This window comes from Acidimicrobiales bacterium, assembly GCA_035536915.1.
GTDB lineage: Bacteria > Actinomycetota > Acidimicrobiia > Acidimicrobiales > JAHWLA01 > JAHWLA01.
In genome coordinates, this window is sequence record DATLNE010000042.1 from 1 (window position 1) to 19000 (window position 19000).

A 19000-nucleotide genomic window follows, 5' to 3' on the forward strand; every position below is an offset into this window, starting at 1 on the left:
ACAACAACAAAGAACGGGCTCAAGGACACACCGAAGGCAAACGTCGATCCCGGTGGGCAGTCGGTTGCCTTCACATTCACCGCAGCCGTCTGCACAGGGGCCAACGCCACAGTCGGCAAGGCCCCCAAGGCGCCGGCGACAACAGGTGCGTGCACGATCACCGCGAGCGGCAGGGTCGACGGCTACTGCGACCTCAGCCTCATCAAGGGGACGGCCACAATCCGCCGCGGAACGCAGGTATACAACGTCACATTCTGGGGCCAGGGCGTTGGCATCCTGGTGCTCAAGATCGAAGGCACAAAGGTCGGAGGCGGGCAGGTGCAGGGCGAGGTGACGGCCGAGGTCGTCTCCGTGCCCAACGTCACAGTGGGACCTCCTCCTTCCACGACCAACAGCTGCGCCGGGAAGACCGCAAACAACTTCACCATCGCTGGTGAAGGCAACTACATCGTGAAGAATCCCCCGCTGCCGTAGCAGCCGTTATTGCGCTGTGGGGCCTGGGGTCGCCTCTCTTCGGGCGGCCCCAGGTTGGCGCTTGAGTCCGAGGCTGCGAGTACGGCAAGCTTCACTTCGAAAGTAGATGCTGTCCGTACCTGTTATCGTTGCGAAGCTTGTTTGGTCATATGGCTGGGCCGACCAACTGAACCGCCCCAGGTCTGATGACTGCTCCTTGCCTTGCGAGGATGGAGCGGTTTCAGAGTCGAAGAGGGGTCGGCCGCCGTACCCGCCCGAGGTGCGGGAGCGGGCGGTGCGAATGGTCGTGGAGCACCAGCACGAGTACCCGACGCAGTGGAAGGCGATCCAATCGCCAAGGGCGACTAACGAGACGGCGGAGACGCAGGTGCGGGGGGCCCCAACGGGCAGGATCCGACCGACGGGTGACAAAGCCAAGTCGGGCGACACGAAATATCACCCGATGGGGCGGCAAGCGGCGCGGCTCGAGCTCGGTACCCTAGAGGTCGACACCGCGTCGGCTGGGGCTGGCGCGGTCCAAGCTCGGGGGAGTCGCATGGCGTCCAGGTTGTACCGGGAGACGGTTTTCGACCGGCGACAGATCGTCGTGCTGGCCGTCGCCATCGCCGTCATCCTGCTCGGGGACATCGCCCTGGTCGCCGGCAACCGCACCGAGGAGACGGCCTCGTCTGCGCCCGATACCTCACTCGACGGCGGGAGCGGCAAGGACAATGTGCCGATATCTTCGCCCGCACGGGCTACCGGCGGCACGTCGACGCCGGCAGCCGCAGCGCCAACGACCACGATGTTCGTCGATGTGCCGCCGCCGCCCCCCATGCCCACGGAGCACTGGACCTACCGCGTCACGATCACGCCTGCCTGCGTGCGACCCGGCGAAGAGGTGAGCCTGACCTTTTACCTCGAGCCCTGGGTGGGCGCCATCGTCATGGCTATGTACGCCGACGGGTACAACCACGACACCCGCCACGCAGGCGTGGCTCGGGAGGACGGCATGGTGACCTACCGATGGAAGGCACCGCCGGCCCCCGGCACCGCCACCGTCCACACCCAGGCGGGCGACCAGCGTCGTAAGGGCGCCACAGACCTCACGCTGCGCGTGCTCGGAGCGGGGGAGTCGTGTTGAAGCGCCCCGCCGCCCTCCTCGCCTCCGCCGCCCTTTTGGCCACGTTGGCGGCTGGGTGCAACCGAGGCTCGGACGCCAAGCCCAAGATCGAGCCCCGCGACGCCGAGCTCGACCTCAAGCTCACCACCGTGCTGCGCGGCGACCTCGAGTTCGACGTCACCCGCACCGTTCGCACCAAAGTGATCGTCATGGCGCCGAGCGAGTCGAGCTCCTCCTCGTTGCTCGGCGTGGAGCCGGTGGACCTGATCGAAGCGGGCGACAGCAAGGCCAAGGCGGGGTTCGCCCTCATCCCCTTCCGCGGCGACGGCCGCTACGAGATCCGCCCAGGCTCGGCCGAGGACACAGTGAAGGAGCAGGAAGTGGCCCAGCGCACCGGGACACCGCGCGAGCGTTCCAGCATCCGCGTGGAGTTCTGGGCGCCCAACCGTGAGCCGGAGTCGTTCCTCCGACGGGCCGAGCCCTGCACAGCCGAGATCAAGGACGGGGGCCTGCGCGGCCGCCTGCATTGCCCCCGCATCACAGCGGAGGGGACCGACCCCCGCCGCTTCTCCCTCGAGCTTCGATGGGAGCCGCTCTGACCCCGTGAAGTGCCCCTGCGGCAGTCCCGCCTACGCGCCCCGCGGCAGCTTGGCCGGGTCCCAGCCCAGGTGGTCGACGGCCTTGCGAAAGGCGTAGCGGTCGGTCATGCCGCTGACGTGGCGGACGGCGGACGCCACTGGGTCGTCGCCCGCCTCCACGGGGTGGGCGATGTACCAATCGGTCAGCGCCCGGAGCAGTTCGATCACCGACTCGGCCTGGCGCACCGCTTCGGGCCGCAGGTAGATGCGTTCGAAGTTGAAGGCCCGGAACGCGTCCAACGCCGCCGCCTCCGTCGCCCGCATGCCTACCCGTCCCGTCGCTTCGATCGTTTCCACCATCGCCGCGATGAACCCGCCCAGCTGCGCCGACCGGCCGACGCCGACAACCTCGGCCGCCTCACCGGGCAGGTCGTCGACCCCGACAATGCCTGCCCGCACGGCGTCTTCGAAGTCGTGGCACACGTAGGCGATCCGATCGGCCCACGCCACCACCTCGCCCTCGGGCGTCAGTGGCGCAGGCCGGTTCCAGGAGTGGTTGCGCACCGCATCCAACGTCTCCGCGCACAGGTTGAGCTCGCTCAGCACCACGTCGGCCCCGTACACCGCGTGGTGGTAGCCACCCTCCAAGAACGGCGACAGCGCCTCCTCCGAGGCGTGCCCCGCGGGCCCGTGTCCGCAGTCGTGCGCCAACGCCGCGGCCTCGGTCAGCGCCACGTTCAATCGCGCAGGCCGGGCAATGGAAACAGCCACCTGCGCCACCTCGATGGCATGGGTCAGCCGCGTGCGCAGGTGGTCGTTGTCGGGCGCGATGAACACCTGGCACTTGCCCGCCAACCGCCGGAAGGGCCGGGCGTGCTGGATGCGGTCACGGTCACGCTCGAAGCACGTGCGGTAGGGATCCGGCTCCTCGCCCACCGCCCGGTTCCCCGCCCCGATGCCACGGGTCGCGCCCGGCGCCAGCCACTCGTGCTCCCACTCCTCCCGGGCCCCCCGCTCCAGCACCCGATGTGGCGCGGAGCCGACCGACAAACCCTGATGCGCAACCACGAAGTCCACCCACCCCACGCTACCGACCAGGTGTGACAAGAATGGGCTTCGTGCTTGCCGCCATCTCTTACGACCCGCTCGTCCATATCGACATCGGGCCCCTGTCCATTTCCCCGCACGGGATCGGCATCGCCGTCGGCTTTCTCCTCGGCGCCCGCCTGTTGCTGCCTACCACCCGCAAGCACGGTTACAGCGACGACGACATCTTTTCCCTGCTGACCTGGGCCGCCATCGGGTCGATCATCGGCGCCCGCCTTGCCTATGTCGTCAACCACGCCGGCGAGTACGAGAGCGTGCTCGACGTCTTCAAGGTGTGGAAGGGCGGCATCTCCCTGCTCGGTGGCTTCTTCGGGGCGATCATCCTCGCCCTCCCGCAAATGAAGAAGAAGAAGCTCGACTTCTGGAAACTGATGGACGCCGCCGCCCCCGGCATGGCCCTCGGCGTGATCATCGGCCGCATCGGCGACCTCATCGTGGCCGACCACCTGGGCAAGCCCACCGACTTCTTCCTCGGCTACCGCTGCCCGCCCCCCGATGTCGAAACCGCCTCGCCCTGTCTGGGCGACATCGTGCACCAGACCGCCCTCTACGACTTCCTCATGACGTCGCTCCTCCTCTTCGTCCTCCTCCGCCTCCGCCGCACAAAGCGCTACGACGGCTTCCTCATCACCGTCTTCGGCGCCTGGTACGGCGTGCAGCGCGTCATCGAAGACTTCCTGCGAGAAGACAAGCGCATGCTCGGCGACACCCTCACCGGCAGCCAGGTGACGGCCATCATCACCATCGCCATCTGCGTCTGGCACCTCACGGTGGTGCGCAAGAGCCCTCGCTGGGGCCACTGGGAACCGGAGCCCGTGGAGGCGCCTACGATGGCGGCAACGCCCGCCGCAGAAGCGTACGAGGGCGACCCCCCCGAGCGAGAGGAGTAGCGCGTGGACGTCCGTATCGGTGTCATCCACACCCCGAGGGAGATCGAGGTGGAGCTGTCCGACGACACCGACCACGACGCGCTCGCCGCCCAGGTCGAGGAGGCCTTGTCGACGCAGGAAGGCGTCCTCTGGGTCACCGACCGCCGAGGCCGCCGGGTCGGCGTCCCTGCCGCCCGCCTCGCCTACGTGGAGATCGGTAGCCCCGGCGACGAGCGACGGGTCGGCTTCGGCGTCCAGTAGGACGTGACCGACCTGCTCGACCGCCGCCTGCTGTTCGTCACGGGCAAGGGCGGCGTCGGCAAGACCACGGTGGCCGCCGCCTTGGCGCTGCTCGCCGCCCAGCAGGGCAAGCGCACGCTGCTGTGCGAGGTCGACGCCAAGGGCAACCTGGCCGACTTCTTCGAGACGGGCCCCACCGGGTTCCAACCGCGTGAGCTCCAGCCCAACCTCTTCGCCATGTCGATGGACACCGAGGAGTCGCTCAAGGAGTACCTGAGCCTTCACCTCAAGCTGCCGCTGATGGCCCGCATCGGGCCCTTGGCGCGCATCTTCGAGTTCGTGGCCACCGCCGCGCCCGGGGTGAAGGAGATCCTCACGGTCGGCAAGCTCACCTACGAGGTGCGCGAGGAGCACTACGACCTCGTCGTCGTCGACGCCGTGGCCACCGGCCACATCGTGGGCCAGTTGGCCGCGCCGCAGGCCATCAACGAGCTCGTGCAGGTCGGGCTCGTCCGCCAGCAGACGCACTGGATGCTCGACATCCTGGGCGACGCCGAACGTACCGGCCTCGTCATCGTGGCCACGCCGGAGGAGATGCCGGTCAACGAGACGATCGAATTGGCCGAGCGTATCGAACACGAGACCAACGTCGACCTGGCGGCTGTGGTGGTGAACCGGGTGCTGCCCGAGCTGTTCGGTCGCGGCGAGGAAGCGGTGTTCGACAAGCTGTCGCAGCCCGACCAGGCGGCGCGGCTCGGCGAGGCCGTGGGCGGCGACGTCGAGCCCGTCCTCGAAGCCGCCCGCCTGGCCGTCACCTTGCGCCGCACCCGGGCCGCCCACCTCGACCACCTGCGCGCCAACGTCGACGTGCCGCTGCTCTACGTGCCGTACCTCTTCGCCCGGTCGCACGGGCTGCGCTCGTCGCACCAGATCGCCGAATCCTTGGGCCAGGAATTGGGCTATTGATGGCGACGCTCGAGCAGCTCTTGGCGGCCAAGGAGATCGTGGTGTCGTGCGGCTCCGGCGGCGTGGGCAAGACCACCACCGCTGCCGCGCTGGCCGCCATGGCTGCCAGCCGCCACGGCGGTCGGGTGCTGGTGCTCACCGTCGACCCCGCCCGCCGCCTGGCCAACGCCCTCGGCCTCGAAGGGTTCGGCAACGTGGCCAAGCAGGTGCCGCCCGAAGAGTTCACCAAGGCGGGCGTCGAGTGCCGCGGCGAGCTGTGGGCGGCCATGCTCGACACCAAGCAGTCGTGGGACGCATTGGTGAACCGCCACGCCCCCGATGCCGCCACCGCGCAGCGCATCCTCGACAACAAGCTCTACGAGAACATCAGCGGCCGCTTCGTGCAGAGCCACGAGTACATCGCCATGGAGCGGCTGTACGAGCTCCACAGCGAAGGCACCTACGACCTCATCGTGGTCGACACGCCGCCGACCCGCAACGCCCTCGACTTCCTGGAAGCGCCCGACCGCATGGCGGAGTTCTTCTCCAGCCGCTTCCTGCGCCTGCTCACGGCGCCGTACCGGTCGCGCATCGTGAACTTCGCCTCCAAGCCCTTCTACACGGTGGCCGACCGCATCCTCGGCACCGAGTTCCTGGAGGACATCGCCGAGTTCTTCGGCCTGTTCCAGACGATGGCGCCCGGGTTCGTGAAGCGGGCCGAAGCGGTGACGCGGCTGCTGCACGACAAGCGCACCACGTTCGTGGTCGTCAGCACGTTGGAGGCGGCGCCGCTGCACGAGGCCGAGTACTTCATCGAGGTGCTGGGCGACAAGAAGTTCAACCTCGGCGCCGTCGTGCTCAACAAGGTGCTGCCTGCGTACCTGCTCGACGAGGCAGCGGCGACCCTGGCCACGCGCATGCAGAAAAACGCCGCCTCCGTCGCCGCGCAACTGGCCGACGGATTGGGCAAGCCCGAGCAGGTCGAGCGGGTGCTGGTCGAGGTGGCCGAGAGCTTCCTGCGCTTCCAAGTGGTGGCCCAGCGCGAAGCCGAACAGCGCATGGAGCTGGCGGTCGGGCCCGAGGTGGTGGCGTCGGTGCCGTACTTCGAAACCGACATCTACGACCTCGGGGGCCTGCTCCGCCTGGGGGAGCAGGTGTGGGGCTCGGGCAACGTGTCATCCGGGTGACGTAGTACTCACCCGAATGAGGGACCCAGGGCCGGGCTCGGGGTCCGTACCCTCCAAGGTGAGTCTTCGTTTCCTGGGGAGGAGACAAGTGGGGGGATCGTTTCTTCGACTGGCGCGCAGGCCACGTTTCGCGCTGCTCGCCGCTCTGGCGTTCGTGGTGGTCGCCGTGGGCCCCGCCGGCGCCGACGACGGGTTGGACGGTGTCCTTGGTGACCCGGGGCGGACATACCCCGACCTCGTCCCCGACGTCACAGAGGTGTCGATCGCACCCGAGGTGCTGTTCGACCAGGCGACCTCGACATTCTACGACGGCGACCCGATCATGTACTTCGACACGTTCTCGCAGAACCTCGGCACCGTGCCGGTGGAGTTGACGGCCGACGACCCGCGGAACATCACCGCCTCGTCGGTCTCGCAGTGCGTGTCGTGGCGGGCGCCCTACGTGTGCCGCGAGCAGGAGCAGGTCGGCGGTTTCACCTGGCACGACGAGCACACACACTTCCACTACGAGGACTTCGCCGACTACGAGCTGCGCCGCTTCACCCGTCGGGGCCTGCCCGACTTCTCGAGACGGGGCCTGATCGCCGTCAGCGAGAAGGTGTCGTTCTGTCTCATCGACTCCACAGCCGTGCGGCCCGACGCCTCCCCGGTGCGGTTCTACAACGTCTGCAATCCCGTCCGGCAAGGCATCTCGCCCGGCTACGCCGATATCTATTCGGCCGACCTCGAAGGCCAGAACTTCCGGCTGCCGGGCATCGCCGACGGCGACTACGCGCTGGTGGTGACGATGGACCCGTCCAACCGGCTGCACGAGTCGAACGACAGAAACAATCGGGTGGTGGTGCGGATCCGCATCAGCGAAGGGGCACGGGCAGTCTCGATCGTCGATCGTTCGTGGTCGACCTCCAAATTTCGGAGGCGCTGACCCGACCACCTGGTAGAAGGTGGGGATGATCCCCATCGTCAAAGCGGGCATCGAGGAGTACGCCGAGGCCCATACCACGCCGCCTCCGCCGTACCTGCAGGCTTTGGCCGCCGAGACGAACGCCGACGTGCCTTCGCCGCAGATGATGGTGGGGGCACTTGAAGGCCGGTTCCTCGAGATGCTGGTGTTCGTCTCGGGGGCGCGGCGGGTGCTGGAGATCGGGACGTTCACCGGGTACTCATCGCTGTCGATGGCCGCCGCGCTGTCGCCCGACGGGCGCATCGTGACCTGCGACCTCGACCCCGTCGCCGTGGCCGTCGCTCGGCGCCACATTGCGGCCAGTCCCTATGCCGACCGTATCGAGGTCCGGGAGGGCCCGGCGCTCGACACCATCGCCACCCTCGACGGCCCCTTCGACCTCGTCTTCGTCGACGCCGACAAGACCAGCTACCTCGACTACTACGAAGCCGTGCTGCCCAAGCTGGCCGACCGGGGGATCGTGGTGGTCGACAACACGCTGTGGAGCGGCCAGGTGCTCGACGCCGACGACACCAGCGACGACACCGTGGCCATCCGGGCCTTTAACGACCACGTCCGCAACGACCCCCGGGTGGTGTGCGTGCAGCTCACCATCCGCGACGGCGTCACCCTCGTCCGCCGCGCCTGACGCGAAAGAGGCCGGGCCCGAAGGCCCGGCCTCTTTCAGTGCAGTAACCGGCGGCGTCAGCCGGGATGGGCTGCGATGCCGACGATCGGGGCGTTGAGCGGCTTGCCCGCCATCGACCCCAGCGGCTTGGCGTCGCCGAAGGCGAAGATCGCACCGTCGGAACCGGCCAGCCAGTAGCCCGTGCCCGTCGGCGTGCGGCCCATGCCCACGATGGCGCCGTTGAGGCTACGTCCGCCGGTCGACCCGTAGAACGAAGCGTTGCCGAAGGTGAAGATGCCACCGTCGGAAGCCACCATCCAGTACCCGCCGCCGTCCGGCGTAGCCGCCATGCCGACGATGGGCTGGTTCAGCGGCGAGCCGCCCGTGGAGCCGTAGAAGGTGGCATCGCCGAAGCTGAAGATGCCGCCGTCGGAGGCGACCATCCAGTAGCCATTGCCCGAGGGGGTCGCAGCCATGCCGACGATCGGCTTATTCAGCAACTGGCCGCCCTTGGAGCCGTGGAAGCCTGCGTTGCCGAAGGTGAAGATGCCACCGTCGGAAGCCACCAGCCAGTAGCCGCCGCCGTCAGCGGTCGAGGCCATGCCGACTACCGGCTTGTTGAGCGGCTGGCCGCCCTTCGAGCCGTAGAAGGTGGCATCGCCCCAGGCGAAGATGCCGCCGTCGGAGGCCACCTGCCAGTAGCCGTTGCCCGAGGGCGTGGACGCCATGCCCACGATCGGCTGGTTGAGCGGCTGGCCACCCATGGAACCGTGGAACTTGGCGTTGCCGAAGGCGAAGATGCCGGCGTCACGGCCCGTCATCCAGTAGCCCTGGTTGGAGCCGGCCGGTGCGTCGTTGTCGACGATGGTGGCTTGGCCTCGGGCATCGAGGATGGTGGCGCTGGTCGGCGTGCTCAGGTCGACGAAGAACGTCTCGTTGTTCTCGATGGCGGTGTCGCCTGCCACCAGCACTGTGACGTTCTTCGTCGTCTCACCAGGGGCGAAGGTGACTGTACCGGACTTGGCGGTGTAGTCGCCGGGGGCCGTGGCGGTCCCGTTGGCCGTCGTGTAGTTGGCGGTCACTGTCTTGCTGCTGGGCCTCGAAAGCGTGGCCGTCAGCGTTGCCGGCACCGCAGTGGTGTCGCCCTCGGTCACCGACTGGTCTCCGATCGACAGGGCCGGCTCGCCGTCGTCGTCGTTGATGGTGCCGGTGGCTTCACCGTCGTCGGCGAGGTTGGCGTTCTGCGGGTTGCTGAGGACGACCTTGAAGGTCTCGTTCTCCTCGTCGATGTTGTCGCCCTTGACCGGAACGTTGACTGTCTGGGCGGTCGTCGAGGAGGCCGGGAACGTCAGTGTGCCTGTCGTGGCGTTGTAGTCGCCGGGCGCCGTCGCTGTCGCCGTCTGGTCGACGGTGGTGTAGTCGACGGTGACGACCTGCTCACTGTCGTCCGAGATGGTCACGTTGAATACTGCGTTTGTCGTGCCGGACAGGCCTTCGGTCACCGGAGCCGCGTCAGCGATGGAGATCGCCGGGCCGTCGTTGTCGATGATCGTGCCGATGCCGTCGGCCTTGCCCAGCGTCGCCCGCGAGGGGTCATCGAGGGTCAACGCCACCTTGAACGTTTCGTTGGGCTCGTCTTCAAGGTCGCCGGTGACGGGGACGGTCACTGTCTGCGAAGCCGTGCTCCCGGCCGGGAACGTCAGCGTCCCGCTCGTCGGCGTGTAGTCGCCGTCCTCGGTGTCGATGTGCGCAGTTGCGTAGTCGACGTCGATGGGCTCGACGCTCGCCTCCGTGATCGACACGGTGAACACGGCGTTGGTGGTGCCGGCGTTGCCCTCGGTGACGGTCTGGTCGGTGATGGCCACCGACGGTCCGTCGTTGTCGGTGATCGTGCCGGTGGCCTCACCGTCGTCGATGGTGCCGTTCGACGGGTTCGACAGTGTCACCGTGAAGGACTCGGCGGTCTCGTCGATGGTGTCGTCGGTGACGTCGATGACGATGGTGTCGGTCGTCTTTGTGGCGGTCAGTGTGACCGAGCCGGTTTCCGAAGCGAAGTCCGCAGGCGCCGTAGCAGAGCCCGGGGTCGTGGCGTAGTTCACCGTTGTGCCCGCCGGATTCGGGGTGCCGGTCAGCGTCACCGTGAAGCTCATGTCTCCGGACTCGGCGTTGGAGGCGTCGGCGATCGACACCGTCGGCACGGAGCTGTCGTTGTCGTTGATCTCACCAACGGCCGTGCCGTCTTGGATCGTCGCCACGTCGGAGCGGTCGAGCACGACGGTGAAGGTCTCGGTGGGCTCGCCGAACGTGTCGGCCGTGATCGGGATCTCGATCAGGCCCTCGGTCTCACCGGCCTCGATGGTGATCTCCGAGTCCTCGGTGGTGTAGTCCTCGGAAGCGCGAGCGGTGCCGTCCTCCGTGTGGTACTCGACCTTGACGTCCTGGGCCAGCGCTGTGGAGAGCACCACGCTGAACGCCATCGAGTTCATGGCCGGCGGATTGCCCTCCGTGGCCGAGGAGTCGAGGATCGACAACGTCACTGTCTCGTCGTCGACGATCGTGCCGGTGCCGCAGTCGTCGGACGACGACAGGCAGTTGTCGGTGGCGTTGTTGGTCGTTACCGAGGTGATGTCGAGCTTGAACTTCTCGTTGCCCTCGGCCGTGGTGTCGCCGACTACCGGGACCGTCACTGTCTTGAGCGTCTCGCCGGCGGCGAATGTCACTGTGCCTGTCGTGTGGGTGTAGTCGGCGGGCGACGTGGCAGTGCCGGCGACGGTGGCGTAGTTAGCGGTAATGGCCTGGCCGCTTTCGAAGCTCAACGAAAGGTTGAAGGTGGCCGGCGTTGTGCCCGTGTCGGGCTCGTTGGCCCGAGCGTTGCTGACGTCGAGGTTGGGGTTCGTGGTGTCGTTGTCGGCGATGCGGCCCTTGGCCGTGTCGTCGGCACCGAGCGTGGCGTTGACCGGGTCGCTCAACTCGACGAGGAACTCCTCGGTGGCTTCGGGGAGGTTGTCGTCGTTGACGTTGACGACGATGTCTTCTTCCTTGTCGCCGGGCACGAACGTGAGTGTCCCTGCCTTGGCTGTGTAGTCGCCCGGGGCAATCGCGGTGTCGTTCTTGGTGTCGTAGTCGACCGTGACGGTCTGGCCGCTCTCTTCGCCGTCGGCGATCTCGACTGTGAACGTCCGGGTGGCGCCGCTCTCGGAGTTGCCGGGGTGTGGGCCTCCAGTTTCGACGCCGCCGACTGTCGCCTTCTCGTCGCCCACCACGGTGTCCTTGAAGCGGAGGACGACGTCGTCGTCGTCGATGATCGTGCCCTTGGCCGAGGCGTCGCTGACGCCTGCGTTGGCCGACTGCAGGATCTCCACGACGAACGTTTCGTTCCGCTCGATCTCGGTGTCGCCGAAGACCGTCACGTTGACGACCGTGGTCGTCTGGCCTGCGGGAATCTGCCCGGCGGCGGTGGTGACGGGGTTGTAGTCGCCGCCCGAGGCGGAAGAGGCACTGTCGAGCGCAGTGTCGTCCTGCGTCCGCCAGGTGAAGTCGACCGGCTGCGACGTGTCGCCGTCGCGGGTGACCGTGAACCCGAAGGTGGTCGAACCGCTGTCGCCTTCGGCCTTGTTCAGGTCGGCGATGCGGATCGACGGCGGTGCAGCGTCGTCGTTGACGATCGTGCCTGTGCCGCGGTCTGTGCTGGTGCCGCCCTGGACGGCGGCCACCACGTCGAAGATCTCGTTGGGCTCGGGGATGGTGTCGCCCAACAGCGTGACGGAGATGTTGCGGGTGGTGGGGTTCGAGGCGTTGAACGTCACGCTGCTCGACTTCGACTGGTAGTCGCTCCCCGCCGTGGCGACCGCCTGTGTCCCGCTCTGCCACTCAGCGTCGTCGGTGTTGTAGTTGACGACCACGTCGGTGACGGCCGCCGGCGTCAGCGTCAGTGTGAAGGTCACCGTCTTCTGCCCGCTGTTGCCTTCGGTGGCGGTGGCGTCGCTCACCTTCACGCTGTAGGCCACTTCCACTGTGTCGGCGTCGGCGCGCACGGCGCGAGCCATGGGGATGACGCCTACAAGCAGCGCCAGCATGGCGAAGAGAGCCATGCGACGGCGTGTGGTGCCGGTCGTTGCCGCGTGCAACTCAGGACGTGTCATCCGGGAACCTCGTGTGTGTTGTGATGTGAGCAAGCGCCGAAGCGCAGCGCGGGTTCGCCGGGACCCGCCCCCCTTGTTGCCGCTCTGCCTGTGAGCAGGGCTTTAGACGTTTCTCATGGTACAGGCGATGCCATATCGGCCGAACGCATGGGTTGCTGAGAAATCGGCACCCCCGATTGCCCCTCGTAGAGTGTTCCGGTGCTCGATTACCACCTCCACCTGTGGCCCCACGGCCAGGCGAGCACCGGCCCCACGCTCGACCACCTGGCCGCCTATTGCGAGCAGGCCCAGGCCAAGGGCGTCAGCCAGATCGCCGTCACCGAGCACCTCTTCCGCTTCGCCCAGGCCGACGCCGTCCTGTCGGGCTTCTGGGACGACGACCCCGACCCCACCCTGCGCCGCACCATGGCGGCCTACTGGGCCGAGCATGCGCACGCCGACCTCGACCTCTACGTGAGCGTTGTGCTCGAGGCCAAGGCGGCGGGCCTGCCCGTCGTGCTGGGCCTGGAGGTCGACCACTACGCCGGGCGCATGGACAAGGTGGCCGCCCTGCTCGACGGTTACCCCTTCGACGTCCTGCTCGGGTCCGTGCACTGGATCGGCGCCTGGGGCTTCGACGACTACGACAACCCGGCCGTGGCCGCCGAATGGGACACTCGCGCCATCGAAGACGTGTGGCGTGCCTATACCGAGGCCTTGGAGGAGCTGGCCGACAGCCGGGTCTGCGACGTCTTGGCGCACCCTGATCTGTGCAAGGTCACGGGCCGGATCCACCGCACACCCGACGAGTTCTACGACCGCATGGCCGAAGCGGCCGCCCGCACGGGCATGGCCGCCGAGGTGAGCTCGGCGGGCTGGCGCAAGCCGGTCGACGAGGCTTACCCGGCCCCGCCGCTCCTGGCCCGGTTCAAGGACCACGGCGTGCCCGTGACCACCGCCTCCGACGCTCACGACGTGGCCACCGTGGCCGACCGCAGCGCCGACCTGCGGGCCCTGCTCGACGCCGCGGGCTACGACTCGCTCCAGGCCTACGACCGCCGTCGCCCCACGCAGGTGGCGCTATGAGCACCCCCGCCGAGCTCGCCCAACAGACCACCCTCGACCCCGGCGCCCTCGCCCACCTCCAGCGCCTGATGGCGTCGTGGGGCATGTTGGCCGACCTCTGTTTCGCCGACCTCCTCCTCTTCGTGCCGGTGGCCGACACCGACGACACCTTCGTGGTCTTCGGCCAGATGCGCCCCACCACCGGCCAGACCCTCCACCGCGAAGACCTCGTCGGCGCCGTGGTCACCGCCGAGGACCGCCCCGCCGTGGCCCGGTCGTGGCGGGGGCAGGAGATCGTGGAGGGCGAACTGCTCGTCGACGGGCGGGGCGAGCGGGCCCGCGTGCAGTGCATCCCCGTCCGCTACAACGGCGAGGTCGTCGCCGTCCTCACCCGGGAGGCACCCCAGACCGTCGGCCGCCGTCCCGGCGAGCTCGAACGGGTCTACGTGGAGACCTTCGAGCGGCTGGCCCGCATGGTCGTGCGGGGCGAGTTCCCCTTCGCCGTGGAGGACGTGCACACCTCGGAGTCGCCCCGAGTGGGCGACGGCGTGCTCCTGCTCGATGCGGGCGGGCGGGTGGAGTACGCATCGCCCAACGCCGTCAACGCCATGCACCGCATGGGCATCTACTCCAACACCGTCGGCATGCGCCTCGACGAGCTGGGGGTCGAGGAAACCGCCGTGCAGCGGGCCTTTTTCGACGCCCTGCCCATCACCGAGGAGATCGAGCGGCGCCCCGACGTCATCGTCTCGCTCAGCTGCATCCCCCTCGTCGACGAAGGCGACGTCACCGGCGCCCTGGTGCTGCTGCGCGACGTCACCGACCTGCGCCGCCGCGACCGGCTCCTCATCTCCAAGGACGCCACCATCCGTGAGGTCCACCACCGGGTGAAGAACAACCTGCAAACGATCTCGTCGCTGCTGCGCCTGCAGGGCCGGCGCCTGTCGCCCGGGGAGGGCAAGGTGGCCCTGCAAGAGGCCGAACGCCGCATCCGCTCGATCGCCTTGGTGCACGAGATCCTGTCGCGGGAGGCGGGCGACCAGGTCGACTTCAACGACATCATCGACCCCCTCATCCGCATGGCCCGCGAGGGCGTGCTCAGCCCCGACCGCCCCGTGCACTTCACGGTGGTGGGCGACGCAGGCGAACTGCCCGCCGAGCTGGCCACCCCGCTGGCCGTCGTGCTCACCGAGTTGCTGCAGAACGCCGTGGAGCACGCTTTCCCCGACGACGGTTCGGTGGGGGAGCAGCGCATCGACGTCGACCTGGCCAACGAGGGCGGCGAGCTCCACGTGCGGGTGTGCGACAACGGGGCGGGGCTGCCCGAGGGGTTCGCCATCGAGGAGACCAAGAGCCTGGGCCTGTCGATCGTGCGGGACCTGGTGACGGGGCAGTTGGGCGGGCGCATCGACATGCGCACCGACGGCGGCACCGTGGTCGACCTCCGCATCCCCGTGTGAGGACCTGCGCCGCGTGAGGACCTGCGCCGAAGGCGCAGGTCCCAATGTGGCAGGCCTGTGTTTCGGCAGCGAAGCTGCCGAAACGTGCTTCTGGCGCACGCGAGTCCACGTGTCGCGAGTCTGGTACCTGCGCCGAGACGCGACAACGGCCCCCGAAGGGGCCGTTGTCTGAAGTCTCGTCGAGGGTTGACGCTCAGGAAGCGGCGGCAGCCCGACGCTGGCGGGCGACCCACTGCTTGCGCAGCTTGCGGCGCTCCTCCTCGGAGGTGCCGCCCCACACGCCCGACTCCTGGTTGGTGGCCAGGGCGAACTCCAGGCACGCGGCCTGCGACTCGCATGTGCGGCACACCGACTTCGCTGCCTCGATCTGGTCGAGGGCGGGCCCGGTGGTGCCGACGGGGAAGAACAGGTCCGGGTCCGTGTCGCGGCACGCGGCATCCGTGCGCCAGTCTTCGGCATCCCAATCGATTGAGCGGCTCCAAGTGAGGGCCACGGTCGCCTCCTCGGCGGGTTCAGGCAGTGTGCGGGGGTCTTGTGATTCTGTTCACAAAGCCCGCCGCTTCATGAACTCCTGCGGAATTTCTCGGTACAGGTAGGGTAAGTGCGACTGCTCGCAATTGCAAGCAGTCCGGGCCATTTTTTTGGGAGCCCAAAAGTGTGATTTCCGTCATAGCGCACAGAGGGGCCTCCGCGGTACGCCCCGAGAACACGCTCGAGGCGTTCGCCGAGGCCGCCCGGCTGGGGGCCGACGGGGTGGAGCTCGACGTGCGGCGCAGTGCCGACGGGGCACTGGTCGTCCGTCACGACCCGGCGCTACCCGACGGCCGCGTCGTGGCAAACGTGCAGGTGGCGGACCTGCCCGACGACATCCCGCTGCTCGCTGCGGCGGTCGATGCCTGCGGCGACATGGTGGTCAACATCGAGATCAAGAACCTGCCGCATGAGCCCGGCTGGGACCCCGACGAGGTGGTCGCCGCCGAGGTGGCGGCCTTCGCCGCGGGCTCCGACCGCTTCGTCGTCTCGTCCTTCTCGGTGGCCACCCTCGACGCCATGCGGCGGGCCGAGCCGTCGGTGCCGACCGGTTTGCTCACGTTGGCGGCATTCGACCAATACGCGGCAATCACCACGGTCGTGGAGCACGGCCATACGGCCTTCCACCCGCACCACGAGGGGCTGTCGGCCGGTGTCGTGGCCGCCGCCCACGACGCCGGATTGGTGGTCACCACCTGGACGGTTGACGACCCCGACCGGCTGCGGGCCGTGGCCGACATGGGCGTCGACGCCGTGATCACCAACCACCCCGAGGTGGCCCTGCTGGTCTTGCGTTAGGGGACGAAGAGGTCGAGGCAGGCGGGGTGGTGGCGCAGTTCCACCTCGTCGAGCTCCCCCAGGTAGTCGCCGTCGACTTGGTAGGGGAACGGTCCGTGGCCCCGCACCGTCAGGCTGTCGAGGCCGTCGTGCAGGGCGATCTTGGAGGACCGGCGCAGGTACCGGCCCGAACGCAGGGCCGAGGCGGCGCCGCCGACGAGGGTGTTGATGCGCAAGGTGCGGAACGCCACCAACGACAGCGCCGAGTCGAAGCCCGCCGCCGGGGCCGTGTTGATGGGCAGGTTGCCCAGGAACGTGTAGGGGTTGGTCTCCTGGACGATGGCGAAGTAGCCGTCGTCGATGCGCACCCCGTCGCCCTCGATGCTGAAGCGGGGGCGGGACCGGTCGAAGTGGCGGAACCAGGTGGCGAAGGCGGCGTAGACGAACAGCGGGTGGCCCGCGTAGCGCTTGAGCGAGCCGCGTTTCTCCACTTGTTCGACCACGGCGGCGTCGAAGCCGAGGCCCACGTGGAAGAGGAAGTAGCGGCCGTTGACCGAGCCGAGCCCGATGCGCCGGCGTGACCCCGAGGCCATGGCCGCCAGCAACTCGCCGGTGGCCTCCACGGCGTCGTTGGTCATGCCGATGGTGCGGGCGAACACGTTGGTGGACCCGCCGGGCAGCACGCCGAGGGCGGTATCGGTGCCCGCCAGGCCGTTGGCCGCTTCGTTGAGGGTGCCGTCGCCGCCCAGCACGACCACGGCGTCGAGTCCGTCGGCCGCCGCCCCTTGGGCCAGCCGGGTGGCATGGCCTCGGCGCGACGTCTCGGCCACTGTCACGTCGTGGTCGGCCGACAGCGCCTTTTGGATCACCACCCGCGCCCGCGCCGTCACCGCCGAGGCCGACGCGTTGACGAGGAGGAGGACCTTCACCGTCCTCCAGAACGGGAGGCGGGGTTCACTCTTCGGAGGCGGCGGCGCGGAGCTGGGCCAGGCTGCGGGCCAGCAGGCGCGACACGTGCATCTGGCTGATCCCCAGCCGCGAGGCGATCTCCGACTGGGTCATGCCCTCGAAGAAGCGCAGGTGCAGGATCTTCTGCTCGCGGGGCGGCAGTTGGCCGATGAGCGGCGACAGCGCGGCGCGGTGTTCGGCGTCGAGCATCAACGGGTCGTCGGCGCCCATGTGCGAGCCCAGCGTCTCGCCGTCGTCGTCGCCCGGGCTGGGCGCGTCGAGGGAGGCGAAGCGGTAGGCCTGCCCCGCTTCCAGGGCTTCGAGCACCTCTTCTTCCGACACCTGGGCTTCGGCGGCCAGCTCCGGAATGGTGGGGGAGCGGCCCAGCTCCTGGCTGAGGGTGCCGATGATCTTGCCCAGCCGCAGGTACAGCTCCTGCATACGCCGGGGGGCGCGCACCGCCCAGCCCTTGTCGCGGAAGTGGCGCTTGAGCTCGCCCACGATGGTGTGGGTGGCGTAGGTGGAGAACTCGACGCCCCGCTCGGGGTCGAAGCGGTCGACGGCCTTGAGCAAGCCGACCGAGGCCACCTGCACCAAGTCGTCGAGGGGCTCGCCCCGGTTGGAGAAGCGCCGGGCCAGGTACTCGGCCAATCCGAGGTGGGCCTCTATGAGTTGGTCGCGCAGGGCGGGGTCGCGGGACTCGGCGAATGCCGCGAACTTGCGGCGGAGCTCTTCGCGCTGCTCGGGGTCGAAGCTCACTGGCTCAGCTCTCGGTCCGCCGCTTGACGAGCCGGAAGCAGGGCCGGCCTTCGTCGTCACGGGACACGCCGTACTCGTCGACCAAGGCGCGCAGGATCTGCTGGGAGAAATCGTTGAGCGCCGGGCCGGTGCTGCTGTTGTCGTCGAACATGCCGGTGCCGACCACCTCCAGCCCCTGGGGGGCGATGGAGTAGCTCAGCGCCACTGTGCCGGTGCGGCCCTTGCTGCCGATGAGGGCGAAGCACAGCTCGTCGATGGCCAAGCGCAGGTCCTCCACCTCGTCGTAGGTGAAGCCCAGCCTGCTGGCGAGGCCGGTGGCGGTGACCCGGGCGAGGCGCAAGAACTCGGCGGTCGCCGGCACGGTCAGCCGCACCTCGTCCTGCGTGGGCACCAGGTATCCCTCCTCGAAGAAATGCAGTGGTCGCGTGGCCCCCGTCCCCCGCGCGGCGAACGCTAGCAGGGGGCCGAGTTGGTGGAACCTGCAAGCGGTGCGAAACAATCTCCCGCCATGAACGTCGTCGTCTGCGTCAAGCAGATCCCCGACCCGGCCACGCCGGGGAAGCTGGATCCGAACACGAAGACCCTGGTTCGCGAGGGCAAGCTCATCCTCGACGACTCCGATGCCTATGGGGTGGAGATGGCCCTGCAGCTGGCCGACAAGGCCGGCGGCGGTGAGGTCACGCTGGTGTCGATGGCCCCCAACGGCGAGGTGAGCGGCCTGCGCACGGCCCTTGCCATGGGTGCTGCCAAGGCGATCCTCGTGAGCGACGACTCGCTCAAGGGCGCCGACGCGCTGACCACCGCCAAGGTGCTGGCCGCCGCCATCAAGCGGGCCGAGCCCGACCTGGTGCTGGCCGCCACGGAGTCGAGCGACGGCTACACGGGCACGGTGCCCGAGCAGATCGCCGCCCTCCTCGGCCTCCCGTCGATCACCTTCGCCAAGGAGATCCACCTCGACGGCGGCACCGTGCAGGTGCAGCGCCAGACCGAGGCCGGGTACGACGAGGTCACCGCCCCCACCCCGGCCCTGGTGTCGGTCACCGCCGGCGTGGTCGAGCCGCGCTACCCCTCCTTCAAGGGGATCATGGCCGCCAAGTCGAAGCCGGTCGAGGAGCTCACGCTCGCCGACCTCGGCATCGATGCCGCCGGGCGTGCGACGGTCATCGAGAGCGCGAGCGCGCAGCTCGATTCCTTCTACGTCTTTCCCGACGCGGCGAAGCGGGTCGGTGATTCGCTCCGCGCGAGGAACAGGCGCGGCGTGTACGA

General features: G+C 68.5%; 19 protein-coding genes. 13 read left to right on the forward strand and 6 right to left on the reverse strand.

Going from position 1 to position 19000, the window contains the following annotated elements; all coding sequences use genetic code 11:
* The 3 genes from VM938_11760 to VM938_11770 all read left to right on the forward strand — a co-directional run.
* A partial coding sequence (locus tag VM938_11760) for a hypothetical protein (protein ID HVF75716.1) occupies positions 1 to 474 on the forward strand: 474 nt, incomplete at its 5' end.
* A gap of 535 nt (positions 475 to 1009) precedes the next feature.
* Complete coding sequence (locus VM938_11765; GenBank protein ID HVF75717.1) at positions 1010 to 1597, forward strand: hypothetical protein; 588 nt, start codon at positions 1010 to 1012, stop codon at positions 1595 to 1597.
* Positions 1591 to 2175, forward strand: a complete 585-nt coding sequence (locus VM938_11770; GenBank protein HVF75718.1) for a hypothetical protein — start codon at positions 1591 to 1593, stop codon at positions 2173 to 2175. The genes VM938_11765 and VM938_11770 overlap by 7 nt, the downstream gene beginning before the upstream one ends.
* A 30-nt stretch (positions 2176 to 2205) precedes the next feature.
* Here VM938_11770 and VM938_11775 read toward each other — a convergent pair whose 3' ends face one another.
* Positions 2206 to 3231 (reverse strand): HD domain-containing protein, encoded by a 1026-nt coding sequence (locus VM938_11775; GenBank protein HVF75719.1) that lies wholly within the window; start codon positions 3229 to 3231, stop codon positions 2206 to 2208.
* A 32-nt stretch (positions 3232 to 3263) separates the two neighbouring features.
* Here VM938_11775 and lgt point away from each other — a divergent pair, with 32 nt between their 5' ends.
* From lgt to VM938_11805, 6 genes are all read left to right on the forward strand, one after another.
* Positions 3264 to 4151, forward strand: a complete 888-nt coding sequence (gene lgt / locus VM938_11780) for a prolipoprotein diacylglyceryl transferase (GenBank protein ID HVF75720.1) — start codon at positions 3264 to 3266, stop codon at positions 4149 to 4151.
* Positions 4152 to 4154: 3 nt separating this feature from the next.
* Complete coding sequence (locus VM938_11785) at positions 4155 to 4391, forward strand: DUF3107 domain-containing protein (protein HVF75721.1); 237 nt, start codon at positions 4155 to 4157, stop codon at positions 4389 to 4391.
* A 3-nt stretch (positions 4392 to 4394) separates the two neighbouring features.
* Positions 4395 to 5336: an ArsA family ATPase gene (locus tag VM938_11790; GenBank protein HVF75722.1), complete on the forward strand. Its 942-nt coding sequence runs from the start codon at positions 4395 to 4397 to the stop codon at positions 5334 to 5336.
* Positions 5336 to 6502, forward strand: a complete 1167-nt coding sequence (locus tag VM938_11795) for an ArsA-related P-loop ATPase (protein HVF75723.1) — start codon at positions 5336 to 5338, stop codon at positions 6500 to 6502. Before VM938_11790 ends, VM938_11795 begins: the two co-directional genes overlap by 1 nt.
* Before the next feature lie 88 nt (positions 6503 to 6590).
* On the forward strand, positions 6591 to 7427 hold the full coding sequence (locus VM938_11800; GenBank protein ID HVF75724.1) for a lysyl oxidase family protein: 837 nt from the start codon (positions 6591 to 6593) through the stop codon (positions 7425 to 7427).
* Between the two features lie 25 nt (positions 7428 to 7452).
* Entirely contained in the window at positions 7453 to 8094 is a 642-nt protein-coding gene (locus tag VM938_11805; protein ID HVF75725.1) for a class I SAM-dependent methyltransferase, read from the forward strand.
* A 56-nt stretch (positions 8095 to 8150) separates the two neighbouring features.
* On the opposite strand, the gene VM938_11810 is transcribed toward VM938_11805, so the two are convergent.
* Positions 8151 to 12164, reverse strand: a complete 4014-nt coding sequence (locus tag VM938_11810) for a Calx-beta domain-containing protein (GenBank protein HVF75726.1) — start codon at positions 12162 to 12164, stop codon at positions 8151 to 8153.
* Positions 12165 to 12413: 249 nt separating this feature from the next.
* Between VM938_11810 and VM938_11815 the strand changes: the two genes are divergently transcribed.
* Positions 12414 to 13280 (forward strand): histidinol-phosphatase, encoded by an 867-nt coding sequence (locus tag VM938_11815; GenBank protein ID HVF75727.1) that lies wholly within the window; start codon positions 12414 to 12416, stop codon positions 13278 to 13280.
* The gene (locus tag VM938_11820; GenBank protein HVF75728.1) at positions 13277 to 14719 is read left to right on the forward strand and encodes a histidine kinase N-terminal domain-containing protein; all 1443 of its coding nucleotides are present in this window, start codon (positions 13277 to 13279) and stop codon (positions 14717 to 14719) included. Before VM938_11815 ends, VM938_11820 begins: the two co-directional genes overlap by 4 nt.
* Positions 14720 to 14912: 193 nt before the next feature.
* Here the strand turns inward: VM938_11820 and VM938_11825 are convergent, their stop codons facing one another.
* Complete coding sequence (locus VM938_11825) at positions 14913 to 15212, reverse strand: WhiB family transcriptional regulator (GenBank protein ID HVF75729.1); 300 nt, start codon at positions 15210 to 15212, stop codon at positions 14913 to 14915.
* A gap of 164 nt (positions 15213 to 15376) precedes the next feature.
* On the opposite strand from VM938_11825, the gene VM938_11830 reads away from it, so the two are divergent.
* Positions 15377 to 16048, forward strand: coding sequence for a glycerophosphodiester phosphodiesterase (locus VM938_11830; GenBank protein ID HVF75730.1), 672 nt, complete (start codon positions 15377 to 15379; stop codon positions 16046 to 16048).
* Here the strand turns inward: VM938_11830 and VM938_11835 are convergent.
* The 3 genes from VM938_11835 to VM938_11845 are packed head-to-tail and all read right to left on the reverse strand — an operon-like array spanning position 16045 to position 18125.
* On the reverse strand, positions 16045 to 16956 hold the full coding sequence (locus tag VM938_11835; protein HVF75731.1) for a diacylglycerol kinase family protein: 912 nt from the start codon (positions 16954 to 16956) through the stop codon (positions 16045 to 16047). The two genes, VM938_11830 and VM938_11835, sit on opposite strands and share 4 nt — an antisense overlap.
* A 25-nt stretch (positions 16957 to 16981) precedes the next feature.
* Positions 16982 to 17734 carry a SigB/SigF/SigG family RNA polymerase sigma factor gene (locus VM938_11840; protein HVF75732.1) on the reverse strand — a complete coding sequence of 251 codons (753 nt, stop codon included), beginning with the start codon at positions 17732 to 17734 and terminating at the stop codon, positions 16982 to 16984.
* A 4-nt stretch (positions 17735 to 17738) separates the two neighbouring features.
* Complete coding sequence (locus VM938_11845) at positions 17739 to 18125, reverse strand: hypothetical protein (GenBank protein ID HVF75733.1); 387 nt, start codon at positions 18123 to 18125, stop codon at positions 17739 to 17741.
* 117 nt (positions 18126 to 18242) lie between these two features.
* On the opposite strand from VM938_11845, the gene VM938_11850 reads away from it, so the two are divergent.
* Positions 18243 to 19000, forward strand: a 758-nt coding sequence (locus VM938_11850) for an electron transfer flavoprotein subunit beta/FixA family protein (GenBank protein ID HVF75734.1), incomplete at its 3' end; no start/stop codon positions are given.

Bases quoted from the DNA above. Each gene is read 5' to 3' on its own strand.
- VM938_11805 (HVF75725.1), top strand. From the start codon at position 7,453: ATGATCCCCATCGTCAAAGCGGGCATCGAGGAGTACGCCGAGGCCCAT.
- VM938_11820 (HVF75728.1), top strand. From the start codon at position 13,277: ATGAGCACCCCCGCCGAGCTCGCCCAACAGACCACCCTCGACCCCGGC.
- VM938_11810 (HVF75726.1), bottom strand. From the start codon at position 12,164: ATGGCTCTCTTCGCCATGCTGGCGCTGCTTGTAGGCGTCATCCCCATG.
- VM938_11795 (HVF75723.1), top strand. From the start codon at position 5,336: ATGGCGACGCTCGAGCAGCTCTTGGCGGCCAAGGAGATCGTGGTGTCG.
- VM938_11765 (HVF75717.1), top strand. From the start codon at position 1,010: ATGGCGTCCAGGTTGTACCGGGAGACGGTTTTCGACCGGCGACAGATC.
- lgt (HVF75720.1), top strand. From the start codon at position 3,264: ATGGGCTTCGTGCTTGCCGCCATCTCTTACGACCCGCTCGTCCATATC.